The organism is Streptomyces piniterrae (assembly GCF_005048155.1).
Lineage (GTDB): Bacteria > Actinomycetota > Actinomycetes > Streptomycetales > Streptomycetaceae > Streptomyces > Streptomyces piniterrae.
Genome location: NZ_SUMB01000007.1, coordinates 33,502 through 54,884 on the forward strand (window position 1 = coordinate 33,502; position 21,383 = coordinate 54,884).

The 21,383-nt window shown below is 69.8% G+C and carries 19 protein-coding genes and 1 riboswitch; of the genes, 15 read left to right on the plus strand and 4 right to left on the minus strand.

Annotation, left to right across the window (positions count from 1 at the left end; genetic code table 11):
- Positions 1-165: 165 nt before the first annotated feature.
- From ctaC to FCH28_RS20595, 4 genes are all read left to right on the plus strand, one after another.
- A complete protein-coding gene (gene ctaC, locus FCH28_RS20580; RefSeq protein WP_187363884.1) occupies positions 166-1,128 on the plus strand; it encodes an aa3-type cytochrome oxidase subunit II in 963 nt (320 codons plus the stop codon).
- Positions 1,125-2,864, plus strand: a complete 1,740-nt coding sequence (ctaD, locus tag FCH28_RS20585; protein ID WP_136741546.1) for an aa3-type cytochrome oxidase subunit I — start codon at positions 1,125-1,127, stop codon at positions 2,862-2,864. The genes ctaC and ctaD overlap by 4 nt, the downstream gene beginning before the upstream one ends.
- The gene (locus tag FCH28_RS20590) at positions 2,861-3,259 is read left to right on the plus strand and encodes a cytochrome c oxidase subunit 4 (protein WP_136741547.1); all 399 of its coding nucleotides are present in this window, start codon (positions 2,861-2,863) and stop codon (positions 3,257-3,259) included. Before ctaD ends, FCH28_RS20590 begins: the two co-directional genes overlap by 4 nt.
- 133 nt (positions 3,260-3,392) lie before the next feature.
- Positions 3,393-4,652 carry a L,D-transpeptidase gene (locus FCH28_RS20595; protein WP_136741548.1) on the plus strand — a complete coding sequence of 420 codons (1,260 nt, stop codon included), beginning with the start codon at positions 3,393-3,395 and terminating at the stop codon, positions 4,650-4,652.
- Positions 4,653-4,700: 48 nt separating this feature from the next.
- Here the strand turns inward: FCH28_RS20595 and FCH28_RS20600 are convergent, their stop codons facing one another.
- Positions 4,701-5,102, minus strand: a complete 402-nt coding sequence (locus FCH28_RS20600; protein ID WP_136741549.1) for a hypothetical protein — start codon at positions 5,100-5,102, stop codon at positions 4,701-4,703.
- Between the two features lie 271 nt (positions 5,103-5,373).
- Here FCH28_RS20600 and ctaE point away from each other — a divergent pair, with 271 nt between their 5' ends.
- From ctaE to FCH28_RS20630, 6 genes are all read left to right on the plus strand, one after another.
- Positions 5,374-5,994, plus strand: coding sequence for an aa3-type cytochrome oxidase subunit III (ctaE, locus tag FCH28_RS20605; protein WP_136741550.1), 621 nt, complete (start codon positions 5,374-5,376; stop codon positions 5,992-5,994).
- Positions 5,995-6,080: 86 nt separating this feature from the next.
- Positions 6,081-6,890 carry a cytochrome bc1 complex diheme cytochrome c subunit gene (qcrC, locus tag FCH28_RS20610; protein ID WP_136741551.1) on the plus strand — a complete coding sequence of 270 codons (810 nt, stop codon included), beginning with the start codon at positions 6,081-6,083 and terminating at the stop codon, positions 6,888-6,890.
- Positions 6,887-7,948 (plus strand): cytochrome bc1 complex Rieske iron-sulfur subunit, encoded by a 1,062-nt coding sequence (gene qcrA, locus FCH28_RS20615; protein WP_136741552.1) that lies wholly within the window; start codon positions 6,887-6,889, stop codon positions 7,946-7,948. Before qcrC ends, qcrA begins: the two co-directional genes overlap by 4 nt.
- Positions 7,945-9,582: a cytochrome bc1 complex cytochrome b subunit gene (qcrB, locus tag FCH28_RS20620; protein WP_136741553.1), complete on the plus strand. Its 1,638-nt coding sequence runs from the start codon at positions 7,945-7,947 to the stop codon at positions 9,580-9,582. The genes qcrA and qcrB overlap by 4 nt, the downstream gene beginning before the upstream one ends.
- Before the next feature lie 138 nt (positions 9,583-9,720).
- A complete protein-coding gene (gene trpD, locus FCH28_RS20625; RefSeq protein WP_136741554.1) occupies positions 9,721-10,785 on the plus strand; it encodes an anthranilate phosphoribosyltransferase in 1,065 nt (354 codons plus the stop codon).
- A 92-nt stretch (positions 10,786-10,877) separates the two neighbouring features.
- Positions 10,878-10,995, plus strand: a riboswitch (SAM riboswitch).
- 205 nt (positions 10,996-11,200) lie between these two features.
- The gene (locus tag FCH28_RS20630; protein ID WP_136741555.1) at positions 11,201-12,580 is read left to right on the plus strand and encodes an aminotransferase class V-fold PLP-dependent enzyme; all 1,380 of its coding nucleotides are present in this window, start codon (positions 11,201-11,203) and stop codon (positions 12,578-12,580) included.
- A 266-nt stretch (positions 12,581-12,846) separates the two neighbouring features.
- Here FCH28_RS20630 and FCH28_RS20635 read toward each other — a convergent pair whose 3' ends face one another.
- Both FCH28_RS20635 and FCH28_RS20640 read right to left on the minus strand, forming a co-directional pair.
- The gene (locus FCH28_RS20635; protein ID WP_136741556.1) at positions 12,847-13,128 is read right to left on the minus strand and encodes an Lrp/AsnC family transcriptional regulator; all 282 of its coding nucleotides are present in this window, start codon (positions 13,126-13,128) and stop codon (positions 12,847-12,849) included.
- A complete protein-coding gene (locus tag FCH28_RS20640) occupies positions 13,125-13,805 on the minus strand; it encodes a rhomboid family intramembrane serine protease (RefSeq protein WP_136741557.1) in 681 nt (226 codons plus the stop codon). The genes FCH28_RS20635 and FCH28_RS20640 overlap by 4 nt, the downstream gene beginning before the upstream one ends.
- Before the next feature lie 303 nt (positions 13,806-14,108).
- Here FCH28_RS20640 and FCH28_RS20645 point away from each other — a divergent pair, with 303 nt between their 5' ends.
- The 5 genes from FCH28_RS20645 to FCH28_RS20665 all read left to right on the plus strand — a co-directional run bounded on the left by FCH28_RS20645 (position 14,109) and on the right by FCH28_RS20665 (position 19,883).
- Positions 14,109-14,348, plus strand: a complete 240-nt coding sequence (locus FCH28_RS20645) for a hypothetical protein (RefSeq protein ID WP_136741558.1) — start codon at positions 14,109-14,111, stop codon at positions 14,346-14,348.
- Between the two features lie 18 nt (positions 14,349-14,366).
- A complete protein-coding gene (locus tag FCH28_RS20650; RefSeq protein WP_136741559.1) occupies positions 14,367-15,740 on the plus strand; it encodes an NYN domain-containing protein in 1,374 nt (457 codons plus the stop codon).
- A 305-nt stretch (positions 15,741-16,045) separates the two neighbouring features.
- On the plus strand, positions 16,046-17,068 hold the full coding sequence (locus tag FCH28_RS20655; RefSeq protein WP_136741560.1) for a C40 family peptidase: 1,023 nt from the start codon (positions 16,046-16,048) through the stop codon (positions 17,066-17,068).
- Positions 17,069-17,345: 277 nt separating this feature from the next.
- Entirely contained in the window at positions 17,346-18,398 is a 1,053-nt protein-coding gene (locus FCH28_RS20660) for a C40 family peptidase (protein WP_136741561.1), read from the plus strand.
- 81 nt (positions 18,399-18,479) lie between these two features.
- Positions 18,480-19,883: a hypothetical protein gene (locus FCH28_RS20665; protein ID WP_136741562.1), complete on the plus strand. Its 1,404-nt coding sequence runs from the start codon at positions 18,480-18,482 to the stop codon at positions 19,881-19,883.
- Here FCH28_RS20665 and FCH28_RS20670 read toward each other — a convergent pair.
- Positions 19,840-21,276 (minus strand): glycosyltransferase 87 family protein, encoded by a 1,437-nt coding sequence (locus tag FCH28_RS20670; protein WP_136741563.1) that lies wholly within the window; start codon positions 21,274-21,276, stop codon positions 19,840-19,842. The genes FCH28_RS20665 and FCH28_RS20670 overlap by 44 nt on opposite strands.
- Positions 21,277-21,383: the final 107 nt, after the last annotated feature.

A 21,383-nucleotide genomic window follows, 5' to 3' on the forward strand; every position in this document is an offset into this window, starting at 1 on the left:
AGGGCGACGCGGCGCGTTGGGCACCCTCCCCGCGCGACCCCAAATAGCGTCCAGTAGGGTTTGGTCCGCATAAACATCCAAACCCCTGCCCGACGCAGGGCGGCGACCGACCAGCGAGTAAGGCCGCAGCCGACCGCGCGGGCGAGACTCTCGGGAAGGCGCTACGTGAGTCCCAACGGCTCCGACCGCTCGTCGCGGCGCCCGATGCGGCGGAAGCTGCCGCAGGTGCTTGCTGCGGGCCTGGTCCTGGCGACCGCGACTGGTTGCACATATAAGGACTTCCCCCGCCTCGGCATGCCAACGCCCGTCACCGACGAGGCGCCGCGGATCCTCTCTCTTTGGCAGGGCTCCTGGGCCGCCGCCCTCGCAACGGGCGTACTGGTCTGGGGCCTGATCATCTGGAGCGTGATCTTCCACCGCCGCAGCAGGACCAAGGTGGAGGTCCCCGCACAGACGCGGTACAACATGCCGATCGAGGCGTTGTACACGATTGTGCCTTTCATCATCATCGCGGTGCTCTTCTACTTCACCGCGCGCGATGAGAACGCCCTCCTGAAAACCTCCAAGAAGCCCGACCACGTCATCAACGTCGTGGGCTTCCAGTGGAGCTGGGCGTTCAACTACCTGGAGAACGTGGACGGCGACAAGTCGACCTCGAACATCGACTCCAGCGCTCTCTCCGCTGTCCCGGACAAGTGGAAGAAGGGCGCCCCGGCCGGTGCCGACGGCGTCTACGACGAGGGCACTCCGGGCGAGCGCAACCCGCAGACCGGCAACCCGGGCCCGACCCTGTGGCTGCCCAAGGGTGAGAAGGTCCAGTTCGTGCTGACGTCGCGTGACGTCATCCACTCCTTCTGGGTGGTGCCGTTCCTGATGAAGCAGGACGTCATCCCGGGCCACACCAACGTCTTCGAGGTGACCCCCAACAAGGAGGGCACCTTCATGGGCAAGTGCGCCGAGCTCTGCGGCGTCGACCACTCCCGGATGCTCTTCAACGTCAAGGTCGTCTCCCCTGAGCGGTACAAGGCGCACCTGAAGGAACTGGCGAAGAAGGGCCAGACCGGTTACCTGCCGTCCGGCATCGAGCAGACGGACCACGCCAGGAACGCGGAGATCAAGAACCGATGAGCATCCTCAACGAACCCCAGGGTGCCGCAGCAGAGGACTCTTACGAGAACGAGCTGCCGCTGCGCTCGAAGAAGCCGGGTAACTCGGTGGTCAAGTGGCTGACGACCACCGACCACAAGACCATCGGCACGATGTACCTGGTCACCTCGTTCGCCTTCTTCTGCGTCGGCGGCCTCATGGCGCTCCTCATGCGCGCCGAGCTGGCCCGCCCGGGTACGCAGATCATGTCGAACGAGCAGTTCAACCAGGCGTTCACGATGCACGGCACGATCATGCTGCTGATGTTCGCGACGCCGCTGTTCGCCGGATTCGCGAACTGGATCATGCCGCTGCAGATCGGCGCGCCCGACGTGGCGTTCCCGCGGCTGAACATGTTCGCCTACTGGCTCTACCTCTTCGGCTCGCTGATCGCCGTGGCCGGCTTCCTCACCCCGCAGGGTGCGGCGGACTTCGGCTGGTTCGCGTACTCGCCGCTCTCGGACGCGGTGCGTTCGCCGGGCGTCGGCGCCGACATGTGGATCATGGGTCTGGCCTTCTCCGGCTTCGGCACCATCCTCGGCTCGGTCAACTTCATCACCACCATCATCTGCATGCGCGCTCCCGGCATGACGATGTTCCGGATGCCGATCTTCACCTGGAACGTGCTGCTGACCGGTGTGCTGGTCCTGCTCGCCTTCCCCGTGCTGGCGGCGGCGCTGTTCGCGCTGGAGGCGGACCGTAAATTCGGTGCGCATGTCTTCGACGCGGCAAATGGCGGCGCATTGCTCTGGCAGCACCTCTTCTGGTTCTTCGGCCATCCAGAGGTGTACATCATCGCGCTGCCGTTCTTCGGCATCGTTTCCGAGATCGTGCCGGTGTTCTCCCGTAAGCCGATGTTCGGTTACATCGGTCTTATCGCGGCGACCGTTTCGATTGCCGGTCTTTCGGTCACGGTCTGGGCCCACCACATGTATGTGACGGGCGGCGTGCTGTTGCCGTTCTTCTCCTTCATGACCTTCCTTATCGCGGTCCCGACCGGTGTGAAGTTCTTCAACTGGATCGGCACGATGTGGAAGGGCTCGCTGTCCTTCGAAACGCCGATGCTCTGGGTGATCGGCTTCCTGGTCACCTTCACCTTCGGTGGTCTGACCGGCGTCATCCTGGCCTCGCCGCCGATGGACTTCCACGTCTCGGACTCGTACTTCGTCGTGGCGCACTTCCACTACGTCGTCTTCGGCACCGTCGTCTTCGCGATGTTCGCCGGCTTCCACTTCTGGTGGCCGAAGTTCACCGGCAAGATGCTGGACGAGCGACTCGGCAAGATCACGTTCTGGACGCTGTTCATGGGCTTCCACGGCACCTTCCTCGTCCAGCACTGGCTGGGCGCCGAGGGCATGCCGCGGCGCTACGCGGACTACCTCGCGGCCGACGGCTTCACCGCGCTGAACACCATCTCCACGATCAGCTCGTTCGTGCTGGGCCTGTCGATGCTGCCGTTCATGTACAACGTCTGGAAGACGGCGAAGTACGGCAAGAAGATCGAGGTCGACGACCCGTGGGGCTACGGCCGCTCGCTGGAGTGGGCGACGTCCTGCCCGCCGCCGCGGCACAACTTCCTCACCCTGCCGCGTATTCGCTCCGAATCCCCGGCGTTCGACCTGCACCACCCGGAGATCGCGGCCCTCGACGCGCTGCACAACGGTCACGGCGCCGCGGACGACAAGTCCCTCGCCGGCGGCAAGGAGGCGGGCAAGTGAAGATCCAGGGCAAGATGTTCATCTGGCTCTCCGTCTTCGTCCTGGCCATGGCGATCGTCTATGGCGTCTGGTCGAAGGAGCCGGCGGGCACCACCGCACTGTTCCTCGCCTTCGGCCTGTGCATCATGATCGGCTACTACCTGGCCTTCACGGCCCGGCGGGTCGACGCGGGTGCCCAGGACAACGAGAACGCCGAGGTCTCGGACGACGCGGGCGAGCTGGGCTTCTTCAGCCCGCACAGCTGGCAGCCGCTGTCCCTGGCCGTCGGTGGCGCGCTCGCCTTCATGGGCGTCGTCTTCGGCTGGTGGCTGCTGTACTTCTCCGCTCCGGTGATCCTGGTCGGCCTGTTCGGCTGGGTGTTCGAGTACTACCGCGGCGAGAACCGCACGCAGTGACCACGCGGTAAAGCAGTACGGGCGGGCCCGGGCACCTCAACAGGTGTCCGGGCCCGGCCCGTTTCGGCGCGGGGGAGACCCGTTTGCAGTCTTCCAGCGCGCTGAAACAGGTGATTCTTCATAGTTTTGGGTCATGAGCCAGAGACCTCGTACCCGGAAAGCGCTGAGCTGCGGCCTCCTGATAGTGCCCCTGGCGGTGAGCGCCACCGCTTGCGGGAGCTCCTCGGAGTCGCTCTCCGCCAAGCCCTACGACGCGGCCGACCAGATATCGGCCAACATCCCGGACGGCAAGCACAAAGCGGATCCGAACAAGCCGCTGGAGGTCTCCGTCACGGGTGACGAGGCGCGGATCACCGACGTGACCGCCACCGACGCCTCAGGCCGCTACATCCGCGGCGAACTGACCGCCGACGGCAAGCGCTGGCACACCACCGTGCCACTGGCCGCCGGCACCCGCTACACGGTGCGGGTCAGCACCGAGGACGAGGACGGCGCACCGGGCCGCAAGGCGTTCGTGGTCGACACCACCGACGCGGACGAGCGACTCCGCGTCACCTTCGGCCCGGACAGCGGCTCGTACGGCGTCGGCCAGCCCGTCACCGCGGAGCTCAGCAAACCGATCAACGACCCCAAGGCCCGCGCCGTCGTCGAGAGCGCCCTGAAGGTCGACTCCACGCCCCGCGTCGAAGGCTCCTGGCACTGGGTGGACGGCAAGTCGCTGCACTTCCGCCCCAAGGAGTACTGGCCCGCCCACGCCACCATCGCCGTGCACAGCAACCTGGACGGCCTGAAGGTCTCCGGCGGCCTCTACGGGGGCCCCGCCAAGCCCGTACGGCTCACCACGGGCGACCGGGTGGAGGCCGTCACCGACGCCTCCTCGCACCAGATGACGGTGATGCGCAACGGCAAGGCCGTGCACACCATCCCCGTCACCACCGGCAAGCCCGGCTATTCGACCCGCAACGGCGTCAAGGTCATCCTCGGCAAGGAGAGCTTCGTACGGATGACCAGCGCCAGCATCGGCGCCTCGGACTTCTACGACCTGCCGGTCTACTGGGCCACCCGGGTCACCTGGAGCGGCGAATATGTGCACGCCGCACCCTGGTCCGTCGGTTCACAGGGCGCGGCCAACGTCAGCCACGGCTGCACCGGAATGTCCACCGCCAACGCCCAGTGGTTCTTCAACAACGTCGAGATCGGCGATGTCGTGAAGGTCGTCAACAGCGAGGGCGACTCGATGGCGCCGTTCGGGAACGGCTTCGGCGACTGGAACATGCCCTGGAAGGAATGGCGCGACGGCAGCGCGCTGCGGAACAAGGGCGTCACCAAGACCGGAGCGGCCGAGCGGGAGTCGCGGGCCGACGACGCCGCCCGGCTGCGCCCGGAGGTCTGAGGGCCCCTCAGAGAGCCGCTCAGCCGGGCGCCGGAGCCCGAGCCCGGTTCAGACCTGGGTGAGGAGCCTGCGGCGCAGCAGAGAGGCCAGCGCGTCCGCGAACGCCACCGGGTCCAGGGGATGCGTCACCGCGGCGTCCGCCCGGCTCCAGGTGGCCAGCCAGGCGTCCTGCGGGCGGCCGATCAGCAGCAGCACCGGCGGGCACTGGAAGATCTCGTCCTTGATCTGCCGGCAGACGCCCATCCCACCGGCCGGCGCGGTCTCGCCGTCCAGCACACAGACATCGATACCGCCCTGCTCCAGGGCCTCCAGCACGGCGGGCTGGGTGGCGCACTCCAGGATCTCGATCTGCGGCACGTCGGGCGCGGGCCGCCGGCCGGCCGCCAGCCTGACCTGCTCGCGGGTGTTGGCGTTGTCGCTGTAGACCAGCACCGTGGCAGTCGCCTGCATCGTTCCTCCACGCTTGAGTAGCGGCACAGCATCGGGTCGCACTAGCGCGGATGCTACTCCCGCACCGGGCGTCCGCAGCAGGGTTCGGACGTATCCAAGATCTGCCCGACGGGCCGTCAGGACCGGCCGCGGCGGGACCCTGCGGGCGCGCGCGGGGGCCCGGCTTCCCTCCTTCGAGCGACCGGCGGAATGGTCCGCACGAGCAGGCCATACGTCCTTGACACACCGAACGGGACCCCCCGGAGTGAGGGCGGGATAAGCGACCGACATAATGTCGGTCGTGGCGACAGCAACGACAGTAGAAACCGGGCACGCGCACCCGTCGGTCAATCGGCCGAACCTCACCAGCGTCGGAACCATCATCTGGCTGAGTTCCGAGCTGATGTTCTTCGCGGCCCTCTTCGCGATGTACTTCACCCTTCGATCGGTGACCGGAACGGAGTATTGGAAGGAACAGGCCGAAGCCCTGAATCTTCCGTTCTCCGCGACGAACACCACGATCCTGGTGCTGAGCTCCCTGACCTGCCAGCTCGGTGTTTTTGCGGCCGAGCGCGGCGACGTCAAGAAGCTCCGGGCCTGGTTCGTGGTCACCTTCATCATGGGTGCGATCTTCATCGGCGGTCAGGTCTTCGAGTACACGGAGCTGGTCAAGCACGAGGGCATGTCGCTCTCGTCCGGCCCGTACGGCTCGGTGTTCTACCTGACCACCGGTTTCCACGGACTGCACGTGACGGGCGGTCTGATCGCCTTCCTGCTGGTCCTGGGCAGGACGTACGCGGCCAAGAGGTTCACCCACACGCAGGCCACCGCGGCCATCGTCGTGTCCTACTACTGGCACTTCGTCGATGTCGTCTGGATCGGCCTCTTCGCCACGATCTATCTGATCCGGTAACCGGTACCGGGCCTGATCACGGGCCCGCGCTTCCGACAGACATAGCCAAAGCATCGACGCAGAAGATCCTGACACCGGGGTAATCCGTGAAAAAGCTCTCCGCACGACGGCGCCATCCGCTGGCGGCGCTCGTCGTCCTACTCTTCGCGCTGGCGGTCACTGGGGGGCTGTACGCCGCGTTCGCGCCGGCGGACAAGGCTCAGGCCGATGACTCCGCCCAGTCCCTCGCCATCGAGGAGGGCAAAAAGCTCTACGCCGTGGGCTGTGCAAGCTGCCACGGCACCGGCGGTCAGGGCACCTCCGACGGACCGAGCCTGGTCGGCGTCGGCGCCGCAGCCGTCGACTTCCAGGTCGGCACCGGCCGCATGCCGGCCCAGCAGCCCGGCGCTCAGGTGCCGCGGAAGAAGAACATCTACAGCAACGCCCAGATCGACCAGCTCGCGGCGTATGTCGCGTCCCTGGGCGCCGGCCCCACCGTGCCGGACAAGGAGCAGTACAGCCCGGACGGCGCCGACATCGGCAAGGGCGGCGAACTGTTCCGTACGAACTGCGCGCAGTGCCACAACTTCACCGGTAAGGGCGGCGCCCTCACCGACGGCAAGTACGCACCGACGCTCGAGGGCGTGGACCCGAAGCACATCTACGAGGCCATGGAGACCGGCCCGCAGAACATGCCTTCGTTCGGTGACGGCTCGCTGTCGAAGGAGAACAAGAAGGACATCATCGCGTACCTCGGCGCCGTCAACGGCGATGAATCCGAGAGCCCCGGCGGCCTGGACCTCGGTGGTCTCGGTCCCGTCAGTGAGGGTCTCTTCGGTTACATCTTCGGCCTCGGCACGCTGATCGTTGTCGCCATCTGGGTCGCTGCCCGGACTACGAAGGCCAAGAAGTCATGAGTGAGACTGGACGACACGCAGACGTGCCAGAAGAAACCCTTCCCAGTGAGCGGGAAACGGCTCACGTCTCGGTGGAGAAGGCGGAGAACCCCTTCGCCGACCCGGGGCTGCCGCCCCACGAGCACCGCATCCAGGACATCGACGAGCGGGCGGCCAAGCGCTCCGAGCGCGTCGTCGCCCTCCAGTTCCTGGTGTCCATGCTCGCCACGGTCGCCTTCATCGCCTCGTACGTGGCCGTCCCGGTCGACAAGATCGTCTACATCTGGCCGATCGGTCACATCAGCGCGCTGAACTTCGCGCTCGGTCTGTCCCTCGGTGTGGCGCTCTTCTGCATCGGCGCCGGTGCGGTCCACTGGGCCCGCACGCTGATGTCGGACGTGGAGGTCGCCGACGAGCGGCACCCGATCGAGGCCGAGCCCGAGGTCAAGGCCAAGGTCATGGAGGACTTCGCGCAGGGCGCGAAGGAGTCCGGCTTCGGCCGGCGCAAGCTGGTCCGCAACACGCTGTTCGGCGCGCTGGCCATGGTGCCGCTCTCCGGCGTCGTCCTGCTGCGCGACCTCGGGCCGCTGCCCGGGACCAAGCTGCGCACCACCGGCTGGAAGCGGGGCGTCCGGCTGGTCAACCAGTCCACCAACCTCCCGCTGCGTCCCGAGGACATCGCGGTCGGTTCGCTGACGTTCGCCAAGCCGGAGGGCCTGGAGGACGACGCCGAGGACTTCAACGTCCAGATCGCCAAGGACGCCCTGATGATCGTCCGGATCAAGCCGGAGGACATCAAGGACAAGCAGGAACTGTCCTGGTCGTACGACGGCATCGTGGCGTACTCGAAGATCTGCACCCACGTCGGTTGCCCGATCAGCCTGTACGAGCAGCAGACGCACCACGTGCTGTGCCCGTGCCACCAGTCGACGTTCGACCTCTCCGATGGTGGTCGTGTCATCTTCGGCCCGGCCGGGCACGCCCTGCCGCAGCTGCACATCATGGTGAAGGACGGCTTCCTGGAAGCCGCAAGCGGCTTCGAGGAGCCCGTCGGCCCGAGCTTCTGGGAGCGCGGATGAGTAACGAGACGAGCGCGACCACCACGCGCCGCGGCAAGGCGCCGCGGGGCGAGCGGGTCGCCGACTGGGCGGACGGCCGGCTGGGCATCTACAGCCTCGCCAAGGCCAATATGCGCAAGATCTTCCCGGACCACTGGTCCTTCATGCTGGGTGAGGTCGCGCTCTACAGCTTCATCATCATCATCCTGACCGGTGTCTATCTGACGCTGTTCTTCCACCCGAGCATGGCCGAGGTCGTCTACCACGGCTCCTACGTGCCGATGCACGGGATCCGGATGACGCAGGCCTTCGAGTCGACGCTGGCCATCAGCTTCGACGTCCGCGGTGGTCTGCTCATCCGCCAGATCCACCACTGGGCCGCGCTGGTCTTCCTGGCCGCGATGATGGTCCACATGATGCGGGTGTTCTTCACCGGCGCGTTCCGCAAGCCGCGTGAGGTCAACTGGCTGTTCGGCTTCCTGCTGTTCGTGCTGGGCATGTTCACCGGCTTCACCGGCTACTCGCTCCCCGACGACCTGCTCTCCGGTACCGGTGTGCGGTTCATCGAGGGCGTCATCCTGGCGATGCCGCTGGTCGGTTCGTACCTGCAGATGTTCATCTTCGGCGGGGAATTCCCGGGCCACGACATCATTCCGCGGTTCTTCACGGTGCACGTGCTGCTGCTGCCCGGCATCATGCTGGGCCTGCTGGTGGCGCACCTGATCCTGGTCTTCTACCACAAGCACACGCAGTTCCCGGGTGCCGGCAAGACCAACAACAATGTCGTCGGCATGCCGCTGCTGCCGGTCTACATGGCCAAGGCCGGAGGCTTCTTCTTCCTGGTCTTCGGTGTGATCTCGGTGATCGCCGCGGTCGCCAGCATCAACCCGGTGTGGGCGATCGGCCCCTACCGTCCTGACCAGGTGTCCACCGGCGCCCAGCCCGACTGGTACATGGGCTTCGCCGAGGGTCTGGTGCGAGTGATGCCGGGCTGGGAGTGGAACTTCTGGGGCCACACGGTCAACTTCGGCGTGCTGATCCCGATCCTGGTCTTCCCGCTGGTCCTGGTCGCCATCGCGGTCTACCCGTTCGTCGAGTCGTGGATAAGGGGTGACAAGCGCGAGCACCACATTCTGGACCGCCCGCGCAACGTCCCGACCCGGACCGGCTTCGGTGTGGCCTGGCTGGTCGCGTACTTCGTGATGCTGATCGGCGGCGGCAACGACCTGTGGGCGACGCACTTCCACCTGTCGATCAACTCGATCACCTGGTTCGTCCGGATCGCGTTCTTCGTCGGGCCGGTGCTGGCCTTCATCGCCACCAAGCGGATCTGCATGGGCCTCCAGCGCCGCGACCGGGACAAGGTGCTGCACGGACGCGAGTCCGGCATCATCAAGCGCCTGCCGCACGGTGAGTTCATCGAGGTCCACGAGCCGCTCGACCAGGAGCAGCTGCACGTGCTCACCCAGCACGAGCAGCCCACGCCGATCGAGCTCGGCCCGGAGGTCGACGAGAACGGTGTCGAGCGCAAGGTGTCGCGTACGCAGAAGCTCCGCGCCAAGCTCTCCAAGAGCTACTACGGCGAGGACAGCGTCATTCCGAAGCCCACGGTGGAGGAGTACAAGGAGATCACCAGCGGCCACGGCCACCACTGATCACCACGGCGCCGTGTAGCGCACCGTAGGTAACGCCACCCAGAGGGCCCCGTCCGGACATCGGACGGGGCCCTCCGGCGTTCCGGGGGGTCGATAGGGTGACCGGTAGGAGCAGAGGACAAACCAGGAGTGTGGACCATGAACGTTGTGACCCCGGTTGGCGGCGACAGCGTGGCGGCCCACACCTGGCCGGGCCTGCTGAACGCCCTCCTCGACGGTCGTGACCTCACCGCGGACGACACCGCCTGGGCGATGGACAGGATCATGCGGGGCGAGGCCAGCGACGCCCAGATCGCCGGCTTCGCGGTGGCCCTGCGGGCCAAGGGCGAGACCGTCGCCGAGATCTCCGGGCTCGTGCGGACGATGTACCAGCACGCCCGGCTGATCGAGGTGCCGGGACCCAGCGTCGACATCGTCGGCACCGGCGGCGACGGCGCCAAGACCGTCAACATCTCCACGATGTCCTCGATCGTGGTCGCCGGCACCGGCGCGAAGGTCGTCAAGCACGGCAACCGCGCGGCGTCCTCGGCCAGCGGTGCCTCCGACGTCCTGGAAAAGCTCGGCGTCAATCTCGACCTGACCCCGCAGCGGGTCACCGAGGTCGCCCAGGAAGCCGGCATCACGTTCTGCTTCGCGGTGAAGTTCCATCCGTCGCTGCGGCATGTCGCGCCCGCCCGCCGGGAGCTGGGCATCCGCACCACGTTCAACGTGCTGGGCCCGCTGACCAACCCCGCGCGGGTCCGCGCCCAGGCGACCGGCGTCGCCGACGCCAGGATGGCGCCGATCCTGGCCGGGGTGCTCGCCGAGCGCGGCTCCTCGGCGCTGGTCTTCCGCGGTGACGACGGCCTGGACGAGCTCACCACGACCGCCACCTCCCGGGTGTGGATCGTCCGGGACGGCACGGTCCGCGAGGAGTCCTTCGACCCCCGGGACGTCGGCATCGACCTCGTCCCGGTGGAGGCGCTGCGCGGCGCGGACGCGTCGTACAACGCGGATGTGGCGCGCCGCCTGCTGGACGGCGAGACCGGCCCGGTACGCGAGGCGGTGCTGCTGAACTCCGCGGCGGCGCTGGTGGCCCTGGAGCCCGCCGACGCCCCGCTGGCGGAGCAGATCCGGGCGGGCATCGACAAGGCCGCCGAGGCCATCGACTCCGGGGCGGCGAAGCGGGTGTTGGAGCGCTGGGTGGCCGCCAGCAACAGATGAGCGCCCGGTGACGCAGGGTGTGACGCAGGGCTCAGTCCGTCATATGGACTGGGCCCTTGCGGCTGCATGCTCTTGTGGCATGATTCTGCGCAGGTCACGAGTGACAGCGATGTAGGCCCCGGCCCGCTGTCCGGCAACCCTCCGTCCGTGGCGGGGTGCCCCGGGTGATGACCAGGCCGCAGGCAGCGAGGTCTGCGGCAAGCGCGGATCCCTCGCCAGGGATCCTGGTCCTCGAGGGAGCTCCTTCCGTGATTCAGCGAATGCGATAGGGCCCGACGGCCCCTTTCCCGCAACCCTTTCCGAGCCCTTCGCTCTTTTCCGCGCTGCGGTGCCGCGCCGTGCATCCTGCTCTGCACGCACACCCTTCGACGCACCCGCCCGCAGCGAATTCGCTTATCTCTCACGGGAGTTCGCCATGTCTGTTTCCGCCGTTGCCGCCGACCGTTCCGTTTGTGCCCCGCTGCCGGTTCTGGGACGGGATGTCCGCGTCCCGCTGGTGACCGGCGGCGAAGTCGACTACGCCGCGCTGGACTACGCCGCCAGCGCGCCGGCACTGCAGCGGGTCTGGGACGACGTGGCCGCCTACGCCCCGTACTACGGCAGCGTGCACCGCGGCGCCGGGTACCTCTCGCAGCTCTCCACCGACCTGTTCGAGAACAGCCGCCGGACGATCGCGGAGTTCCTCGGCTGCCGCACCGACGACCAGGTCGTCTTCACCCGCTCCACTACCGACTCCCTCAACCTCCTGGCCGCCGTACTCCCGCAGGACACCCGGGTGTTCGTCTTCGAGACCGAGCACCACGCCTCGCTGCTGCCCTGGGAGCAGCGCGGGGACGCCAAGGGGGGTGCCGTGACGTACCTCAACGCGCCGCGCACCCCGGGCGAGGCGGTCGACACCCTGGAGAAGGCGCTGGCCGCGCGCGAGCCCTACGGACCGGCCCTGGTGTGCGTGACCGGCGCGTCCAACGTCACCGGTGAGCTGTGGCCGGTGCGCGAACTGGCCGCCGCGGCGCACGCCCACGGCGCACGGATCGTGCTGGACGCGGCGCAGCTCGCCCCCCATCACCCCGTCGACATCGCCGAACTGGACGTCGACTGGGTCGCCTTCTCCGGACACAAGCTGTACGCGCCGTTCGGCGCGGGTGTGCTGGCGGGCCGGGCGGACTGGCTCCAGGACGCGGAGCCGTACCTCGCCGGCGGCGGCGCCAGCCGCAAGGTGTCCCGCCGTACGGACGGCGGCGTGGACGTCGAATGGCACACCACCGCGGCCCGGCACGAGGCCGGTTCGCCCAACGTCATCGGCGCCTACTCCATCGCCGCCGCCTGCCGGGCGCTGACCGAGGCCGGTTTCGACGACCTCGTGGCCCGCGAGCAGGCGCTGATCGCCCGGGTCCGGGCGGGCCTGGCCGAGGTCCCCGAGGTCAACGTGCTCTCCCTCTTCGGCGACGACGCCCCGCGGGTGGGCGTCATCTCCTTCGTCGTCGAGGGCTGGAACAGCTCGCACTTCGCGGCCGCGCTCTCCGCGGAGTACGGCATCGGCGTCCGCGACGGCCTGTTCTGCGCGCACCCGCTGGTGCGGACGCTGCTGGGCAGTGACCCGCAGACCCAGGGCGAGTGCGGGGCCCCGGAGGCCGCTCCGGGCGAGAAGTCCCTCAACGCGATCCGGGTGAGCTTCGGGGCCGGGACGCCGGACGAGCACGTCGAGCGGTTCGTGAACGCCGTGAAGGAACTCGTGGCGGACGGCGCGCGGTGGAACTACCGCACGGAGGACGGCCGTTGCGTTCCGCTGCGGTGACGCGGCGCTTGGGCTGAGCCGGCTTGGATCCCGCCGTTGACTCGGCACCCGACGCTCGCCCCCACTCGGCTTCTCCACCCACCCACGGGAGGTGACAGCTCTCAGGACGGAGTCCGGAGGGCTGTCACCGCACCCGTAAAACCCACGCCCGCCGCATGGGGGCACCTCCCACGCCCTTTAGGCAGTGGGGGAGCAACGGCGAACAACCCCCACGGCGGGAAAGCCGACAACGGCGGGATCCGAGCCGGCCCGCGCCAAGCGCAGCGCTACGCGTCCAGGCCGATGGCGAACGCCGCCTCCAGGTCATGCTGGGAATACGTGCGGAACGCGATGTGCGTCTCCGTGGACGCGACGCCCGGGACCTTGCTGATCCGGCCGGGGATGACGTCCGCGAGGTCGTCGTGCGCGGCGACCCGGACCATGGCGATCAGGTCGTGTGCCCCGGTGACGGAGTAGACCTCGCTGACGCCCTCCAGCGCGGCGATCTTCTCGGCGATCTCCGGGATCTGGTCCACGCTGGTCTTGATGAGCACGATCGACGTGATCACGGCTGGCTCTCTCCCTCGGTCGCCCGGTCGTTCCCCCCGGTGGCCACCACACTATCCCTCCCGTAGCGCACCCACGCGTACAGGAAACCCAGCGCGAAGCCGACCACATGGGCGAGGTAGGCGACGCCGGGCCCGTTGGGGTCGTCCTGCGCGGCCTGCCACTGGAGGAAGAACCAGAAGAGCAGCACGATCCAGGCCGGGAAGCGCAGCGGCAGGAAGAACAGGAACGGGAAGACGCTGGTGACCCGGGCCTTCGGGAAGAGGTAGAGGAAGGCGCCCAGGATCCCGGAGATCGACCCGGAGGCGCCGACCAGCGTCTGTCCTGACGTGGCGTGCGCGGCCGCGTAGCCGAGGAGTGCCAGGTAGCCGATGCCGAGGTAGAAGGCGGCGAACGGCAGCCGGCCCATCCGCTCCTCGGTCATGCCGCCGAAGACGTACAGAAACAGCATGTTGCCGAGCAGATGCAGCCAGCTGCCGTGGACGAACAGCGCGGTCAGCGGGGTGAGCAGGGCCCGCACCGAGCCGCTCCACAGGTCCAGCGGAATCACGCCCCAGTGCTCGAAATAGGCGGTCTGGGCGTGCGCGAGGGCGTCGCCGGTGCCGTATGCCCGGTTGAGGCCCGAGGCGGGTCCGATGACGAAGATCGCGCAGCACAGCGCGGTCAGTACGTTCGTCATCCGGGAGAACACGGCCCGCAGGGACCGGGGGGTGGGGCGCGAGGGGCGGAGGAAGGCCAGGGAACGCGGAGAACGGGAGGGCGGGGGAGGGGGAGACGGCGCCGTCATGAAGTGATCATGGCGTAATGCCGGGCATTCGGGACAGAGCGCCTCGCCGCGTCCCGCCTCCTGGGCAGCGCCCGCACCGGCCCCCTGTCAGGCCGTAGGGTTACAGGCAGTACTTTGCGCACTTCCGCAGTCCGACGGCGCACCGCGTGAACCGCACCCCGCACGAGCACGACGAGCACGAAAGAGGACTACACGATGGCTGTTCCCCTGCCGACGGCCGAAACCCGGTGGCGCTGCACGCTGTGCGGCAACCTCACGCGTTTCGATGTGACCCGCCGGTCCAAAGTGGTGGAGTACGTCCACCTGGACCTGGCCGGGGAGCCGAAGGTGGAGGAGCGCGAGGTCCTCAGTGAGAGCATCGAGTCCGTGCGCTGCCGTTGGTGCAACGCGGTCGACCAGATCGAGCTGGTGGACCGGCCGGGCGCGAACGCCTGAGATCGGAGCGATGCAGCCGTGGTGGAGCGTCCAGAAGGGGAGCGGGGGGCGGAGCACATCGACGCATCCGAGGGTGCGGCCGACGAAGTGCTGGACCGTCCGCTGCCCGAGGGCGTACGGCGCCGGGTCGTGGCGCTCACCGCGGAGTCTTTCGGCGGCCTGACCGTCGCCGAACTGCCGCCCCCCTTGCGGCAGTACGCCCGTTTCACCCCGACTCGCCGGGCCAAGTTCGCCGGTAACGCGATGGCCGCCGCGCTGGAGAGCGACCCGGTCTTCCGGCAGCGGATCGCCGGCAAGCTCCGTGAGGCCCAGCCGGAGCTCGCCGAGGCCCTGGACCACGGCACACCGCCCGCGGCCGCCGATCCGCTGGACGTCGCGGCGGCGGCGTACGTGCTGCGCCCCGAAGGCTGGGTCAAGCTGGTCGCGGCGGCCGGCGAGGAGGCCCAGCGGGCGCGTGCCGAGCGGGCCGGCGAGGAGGCCGAGCGGGAGCTGGACCGGCTGCGCGAGGAGTTGGCGCAGGCGCGTGCGGAGGCCCGTACGGACGCCGACCGGATCCGGTCGGACCTGGACGCCGTCCGCAAGGAGAACGAGTCGCTCCAGCGCAAGCTGCGCAGCGCGCAGAGCGACGTCAAGCGCGGCGAGGCGGCGGTGCGCAAGGCCGAGACCGCGCTGGAGGCCGTACGGTCCCAGGCGGCGACGGAGAAGACCGCCACGGACAGCGAGGTGCGGCGGCTCAAGGCCCGGATCGCCGAGGTCGAGACGGCGCTGGAGACCAGCCGGCGGGCCGCCCGCGAGGGCCGCAGCGTCGAGGACATGCGGCTGCGGCTGCTGCTGGACACGGTGCTGGACGCGGCCCAGGGGCTGCGCCGGGAGCTGGCGCTGCCGCCCGCCAGCGTCCACCCGGCGGACACCGTGGACGCGGTGGCGCCGGGCAAGATGACGCCGAAGGACATCGCGACGCGGGCGCTGTCGGAGACGGATCCGGCGCTGCTGGACCAGCTTCTGGCCCTGCCGCAGGCGCATTTGGTGGTGGACGGCTACAACGTCACCAAAACCGGCTATCCGACCATGCCGTTGGAGAAGCAGCGGCTGCGGCTGCTGGGCGGGCTCGCGGTCCTGGCGGCGCAGACCGGCGCGGAGATGACCTGCGTCTTCGACGGTGCGGAGCTGGCGGCGCCGGTGCTGCTCGCGCCGCCGCGCGGGGTGCGGGTGCTGTTCAGCAAACCGGGCGTCACGGCCGACGAGTTGATCCGTCAGCTGGTGCGGGCCGAGCCGCCCGGCCGTCCGGTCGTCGTGGTCTCCACGGACCGGGAAGTGGCCGACGGCGTCGCGAAGGCCGGTGCACGGCCCGTCGCATCGGCCTTGCTGCTCAAGCGACTTGCCCGGACCTGACGCGATGCGTCACGTGGGCGCCTGACCTGGGCGATATGCCCCTTGTGATCCGTCTCTGAGCGTCAAGTGCCGCTCACTGCCTGTGTGATGTTGGTAAAGGATGGGTCCGCTGGGGCATTTTTTGCCCGTGAGGATTTGAAGCGATCACAGCTCGGTTACTAAGGTCGGCTCGATCCTTCATGCAGATGATTATCCAACCGGGATGGTCAGTGGAGGAACCGCCGAGTCCGCGGCGTTCGCGCGGAGCCGGGGTATCAACCCCCCACTTCCCGGTAGGCGGCTGGAGGAAGAAGGAGCTCGCCCCCGTGGCGTCCCACCGTCGACCCAAGCAGCCGAGCCGCACCCGCGTCACCGTGCTCACCGCGACCGCAGCCGCGGCCGTCGCCCTCTCGTCGCAGGCCGCCCAGGCCGACCCGTCGCAGAAGAAGCAGGACGTCAAGGCCGAGGTCGACAAGCTCTACGAGCAGGCGGAGCAGGCCACCGAGAAGTACAACGGCGTCAAGGAGGACCAGGAGCGCCTCCAGAAGGAGGTCGAGGACCTCCAGGACAAGGTCGCCCGCGGCCAGGGGGAGCTGAACCAGCTCCGCAAGGGCCTCGGCGCCGTCGCCTCCGGCCAGTACCGCAGCGGCAGCATCGACCCGTCCGTCCAGCTGTTCCTCTCCGGCGACCCGGACACCTACCTGGAGAAGGCCGCCACCCTCGACCAGTTGAGCGGCAAGCAGGCCGAGCAGCTGAAGACCATCGCGGACAAGCAGCGCCGGCTCGCCCAGGAGCGCGCGGAGGCCGCCAGCAAGATCCAGGACCTCACCGACACCCGCAAGGCGCTCGGTGACAAGAAGGACGAGATCAAGGACAAGCTCGGCAAGGCGCAGGAGCTGCTCAACACCCTCACGGCCAAGGAGCGCGCGGCCATGGAGGCCAAGGAGCAGCGCGCCAACCGTGACAACAGCCGGGTCAACCTGGGCGATGACGTGCCGGCCTCGCAGCGCGGTGCGGCCGCACTGTCCGCCGCGCAGTCCAAGATAGGCTCGCCGTACGTCTGGGGGGCCACCGGACCGTCCTCGTTCGACTGCTCCGGTCTGACCTCCTGGGCCTACCAGCAGGCGGGCCAGTCGCTGCCGCGCACCTCGCAGGAGCAGGCCAACGCCGGCACCCGGATCTCGCAGGACGCGCTCAAGCCCGGCGACCTGGTGCTCTTCTACGACGACCTGCACCACATCGGCCTGTACGCGGGCAACAACACGGTGCTGCACGCGCCGAAGCCCGGCGCCTCGGTGCGCTACGAGTCGATCAACAACATGCCGTTCGCGTTCGGCGTGCGGGTCTGAGCCCCGAGGGCCGCGACCGACCTGGAGATCTCTGGCTGAAAAGCCTCATAACCGCCTCAACCTGCCGCCCGAACGGGCGATTTGCGGCCCCCGCCGCTGACTTCCCGCCCCGCCGGTGACCTGCACAGTCACCGGCGGGGCGGCGTTTTGCGCCGGGGCGGAGGTCTTTGGCCGGTGCGGTTGCGTGCGGTTACTGTCTGGCCTCGCACCAGCTGCCGGTCACCATCCGCCTTCCCTGGGCGGCAGGGACCGCACATGGAAAAGGAGTGCGGCTCTCGTGGCGTCCCATCGCCGTACCTCGCAGCCCGGCCAGATCATGTCCACCGGGTTCGCCGGTGTCACCGTCCTGTCCGCCGCCCTGGCGACCGCGGCCGCGGCGCTCTCGGCACCGCGGGCGTCCGCCGACCCCGCGGAGCAGCCCGCGGCCCGCGACGCGGCCATCGCACAGGTCGACCTGCTCCTCGAACAGGCGGAGCGGGCCACCGAGAGGTTCAACGGCGCCGGCGAGCGGGCCCGGAAACTGCGCCACGAGGTGGCACACCTCCAGGACCGCACCGCCCGCGTCCAGGAGTGGGTCAACCGGATGCGCGGCCGGCTCGGCGCGCTGGCCGCCGCCCAGTACCGGGAGGGCGGCATCGATCCCACCGTCCGGCTGGTGCTCTCCGAACGGCCGGAGAGCTACCTGGAGAAGGCCGCCGCCCTCGACCGGTTCAACCGCACCCGCGCCGGCGAGCTGCACGAACTCCGGGTGGCGCAGCGGGAGCTGGACCAGCAGCGCCTGGAGACCGCGGGGAAGCTGGCGGATCTGGCGGCCATCCGCAAGGACGTGACCCGCCACAAGAAGGATGTACAGCGCAAACTGGCCACCGCGCACCGGCTGCTGACCGCGCTCCCCGCTGACGCCAGGGCGGCCTACGAGCGGATCTCCAGGGGCGACGGGCGGGACGAGGCGCTCCCGGACCTCTCCGGCGTCGTACCGGCCTCAGGGCGGGCAGCAGCGGCCGTCGCCGCGGTCCGAGCCGCCGTCGGCGCCCCCTACGCCTGGGGCAGCACCGGACCCGCGTCCTTCGACTGCTCCGGACTCACCCAATGGGCCTACCGGCAGGCCGGTGTCTCCCTGCCGCGCACCTCACAGGGCCAGCGCGGCGCGGGCCAAACGGTGCCGCTCGACCAGGCGCAACCCGGTGACCTGGTCATCTACCACCCGGACGGCAGTCACGTCGGGATGTACGTCGGCAACGGGCAGGTCGTGCACGCGCCGTATCCGGGGGCGCGGGTGCGCTACGACCCGGTCACCATGATGCCGGTCCACGGGGTCACCCGGCCGTAGCGCCGGGAGCGGGCAGGCAAGGTCGCGCCTGGCCGATCCCACCGTTTTTGCCCGGCCCGCACCGCACATACGATCGGCCGCATGTCAGGTCAGCGGAGGAGACGGCGGCGGCCGTCGCGCGCCGGGGCGGTCGCCGCCGTCCCGCTTCTCGCACTGCTCGCGCCGCTCGCCGGCTGCGCCTCCGAACCTCCGCCCGCCGCCCGGTTCCCGGACGTCCAGCGGATGCTCGACGCCCGCGCGCGGGCCGTGCAGGGCCGGGACGCCGCCGGGTTCCTCGACTCCGTCGACCCGCGCGCCACCGGCTACCGCGACCGGCAGCGGCGGGTCTTCGGCAGTCTCACCGCCCTGCCGCTCACCGACTGGCACTACGACCTGGTCTCCACCGGCGCCTTTCCGCTCCCGGCCGGCGGCAGCGGTGAGCGGCTGGCCGCCGAGGTGCGGCTGCGCTACCGCCTCAAGGGCTACGACACCGCGCCGGTCACCACCATCCAGTACCTGACGCTGACCGAGCGGGACGGCCGCTGGCGGATCTCCTCGGACAGCGACGGGGCGAAGGCGGGCCGGACCGGCACCCGCCAGTTGTGGGACCAGGGCCCGGTGCGGCTGGTCCGCGGCCGGCACAGCCTGGTGCTCGGCGGCGCGTCGGACCCGGCGCGGCTGCGCGATCTCGCGCGCCGGGTGGACGCGGCGGTGCCCGCGGTCTCCGCCGCCTGGAAGGGGGCGTGGTCGGGCAAGGTGATCGTCGAGGCGCCGGACTCCGTGGCGCGGATGGCGCAGCTGCTGGGCGGCGACGATCCGTCCGGCTACGCGGGGATCGCGGCGGTCACCACCGGCGAGGCGGGAGCCTCGACGACGGCCCCCGCGGACCGGGTGATCATCAACCCGGAAGCGTACGAGGAACCCAGCGACCTCGGCCGCAAGATCGTGCTCACCCACGAGACCACCCATGTCGCGACCCGCGCGGCCACCACGGCCGCCACCCCGCTGTGGCTCTCCGAGGGCTTCGCGGACTGGGTCGCCTACCGCGGGACCCACCGCAAACCGGCCGTCGCCGCCCCCGAACTCTCCCGTGCGGTCGCGACCGGCCGGCCGCCCGCCCGGCTGCCCGGCGATGCCGATTTCGGCTTCGACGCCGGCGCCGCCCGGCTGGCGAGAGCGTACGAGGGCGGCTGGCTGGCCTGCCGGATGATCGCCGACAAGTGGGGCGAGGCCAAGCTGATCGCGTTCTACCGGGCGGTGGGCAAGGCCGGCGGCGCGACATCGGCGGGGATGGCGGTGGCGCCCCTGGAGGCGGTGCAGCCGGACGCCACGGCGGCCGTGGGGGAGGAGGCGCCCACGGCGGGGGCGTCTCCCGGAACCGGCGACGACCACCGGCGGCCGGCCCGCGCCGGCCGCCTCGACCGGGCGATGCGGGCCCAACTGGGCGTCGGAACGGCCGAGTTCACCCGTCAGTGGCGCGCTTATGTGAAGCGGCAGTTGAGGTGAGGGCGGGGGCGGAAGGCGCTGGTGCCGCCGAGGGCTCCGGGCCCTCCGGCGCGCCGGCGGCCCGGCCGCGCGGCGCGATGACGGCACCTGGCACGGCGCTCTCGCCCCGCTCCGCGCCGCCGCCCCGCCGGCCGGAATCCGCCCGCCGCCCCGCGCCCGTCGCCACCCAGAGCCGACGGGCGGCGACCAGCGACGCCGCGACGAGCAGGCCGTTGCGGAGCGCGAGCAGCGCGATGCCCCGGGCGTCGCCGGCCACGACGTGCGGGAACGAGACCGGGAACTCCAGCAGCGTGACGCCCGTCGCCACCAGCACGAGGGCCGCGGGCAGCCCCTGCCGGCTGGCGCGTACGGTCATGCAGACCGCCGCGAGACCCACCAGCCAGAGCATGTACTGCGGGCTGATGACCCGGCTGGTGGTGGTGAACAGGAGCGTCGCGGTGAACGCGGCATCGCAGAGCGTCGCGCCGCCGAGCGTACGGGCGCGCAGCCGCCACAGCAGCAGCCAGCCCATGGCCGTGACGGTCAGCACCAGCGCGAGGGTGCTGACGAACGGGACACCGGGGCCGAGGAACTCCACCGAGCCGTAGTTCAGCCGCGCCTCACCGCTCCACCCGTAGTGCCGCGCGACATGGAAGACCAGCCCGCCGAGCGACTCGATCTCCGTACCGCGGTCGCGCTGGAAGGTGACGAAGGCGAGGGCGCCGGGCGCCAGGGACACGAAGAACAGGGTGAGTCCGGTCGCGGTGCCCGCCGCGCTCAGCCACAGGGCGCGCGCCCGACGGCGGCCCGGCCAGGGCCACGCCGCCCCGCACAGCAGCAGTACGGGCCAGACCTTCAGCAGCGCGCCGAACGCGACCAGGGCGCCCGCCGCCCCGGGCCTGCGGGCGGCCGCGAAGAGGGCCGCGGCGGCGACGACGGTGACCATCAGGTCGTAGCGGGCGTACGCGGTCGGGCCGAGCAGCGCGACGCCCGCGATCCACACCCAGGCCCCCAGCGGACGGTGCCCGTGCCTCCCCCAAGCTCTGAAGGAGCAGGGGGGACCCCCATCCGCGCGCAGGAACAGCGCCAGGCCCGCCGCGTCCACGACCAGGACCAGGGCGAAGAACGCCGGCGCGTAGCCGAGGAACGGCAGCAGGCCGGGGGCGAGGACGGGCAGGGCGGCGGCCGGTGGGTACTGCCAGGTCACATCGTCCAGCGGGAAGGTGCCGGTCCTCAGGACCTCGGACCAGCCCTGGTAGATCACCGAGACATCGCTGGTGACGTCGGGTCCCGGCAGCACCAGCACCTTGAGCACGCACAGCAGGAGCACGGCACGGGTCGCCGCCCAGGCCGCGACCGGCAGCCACACCCGCCGGGGGCCGCCGCTGCCGCCGCTGACCGTCTGATGGCTCACTGATCCCGCCTGACTCCGTCGGTGGTGCCTGCACACGACCGTAGAGGAGCCACGGGCACGGACCGCGCCCGCCGCCCCCGTCCCGACGGCCCGGTTCCGCCAACCCG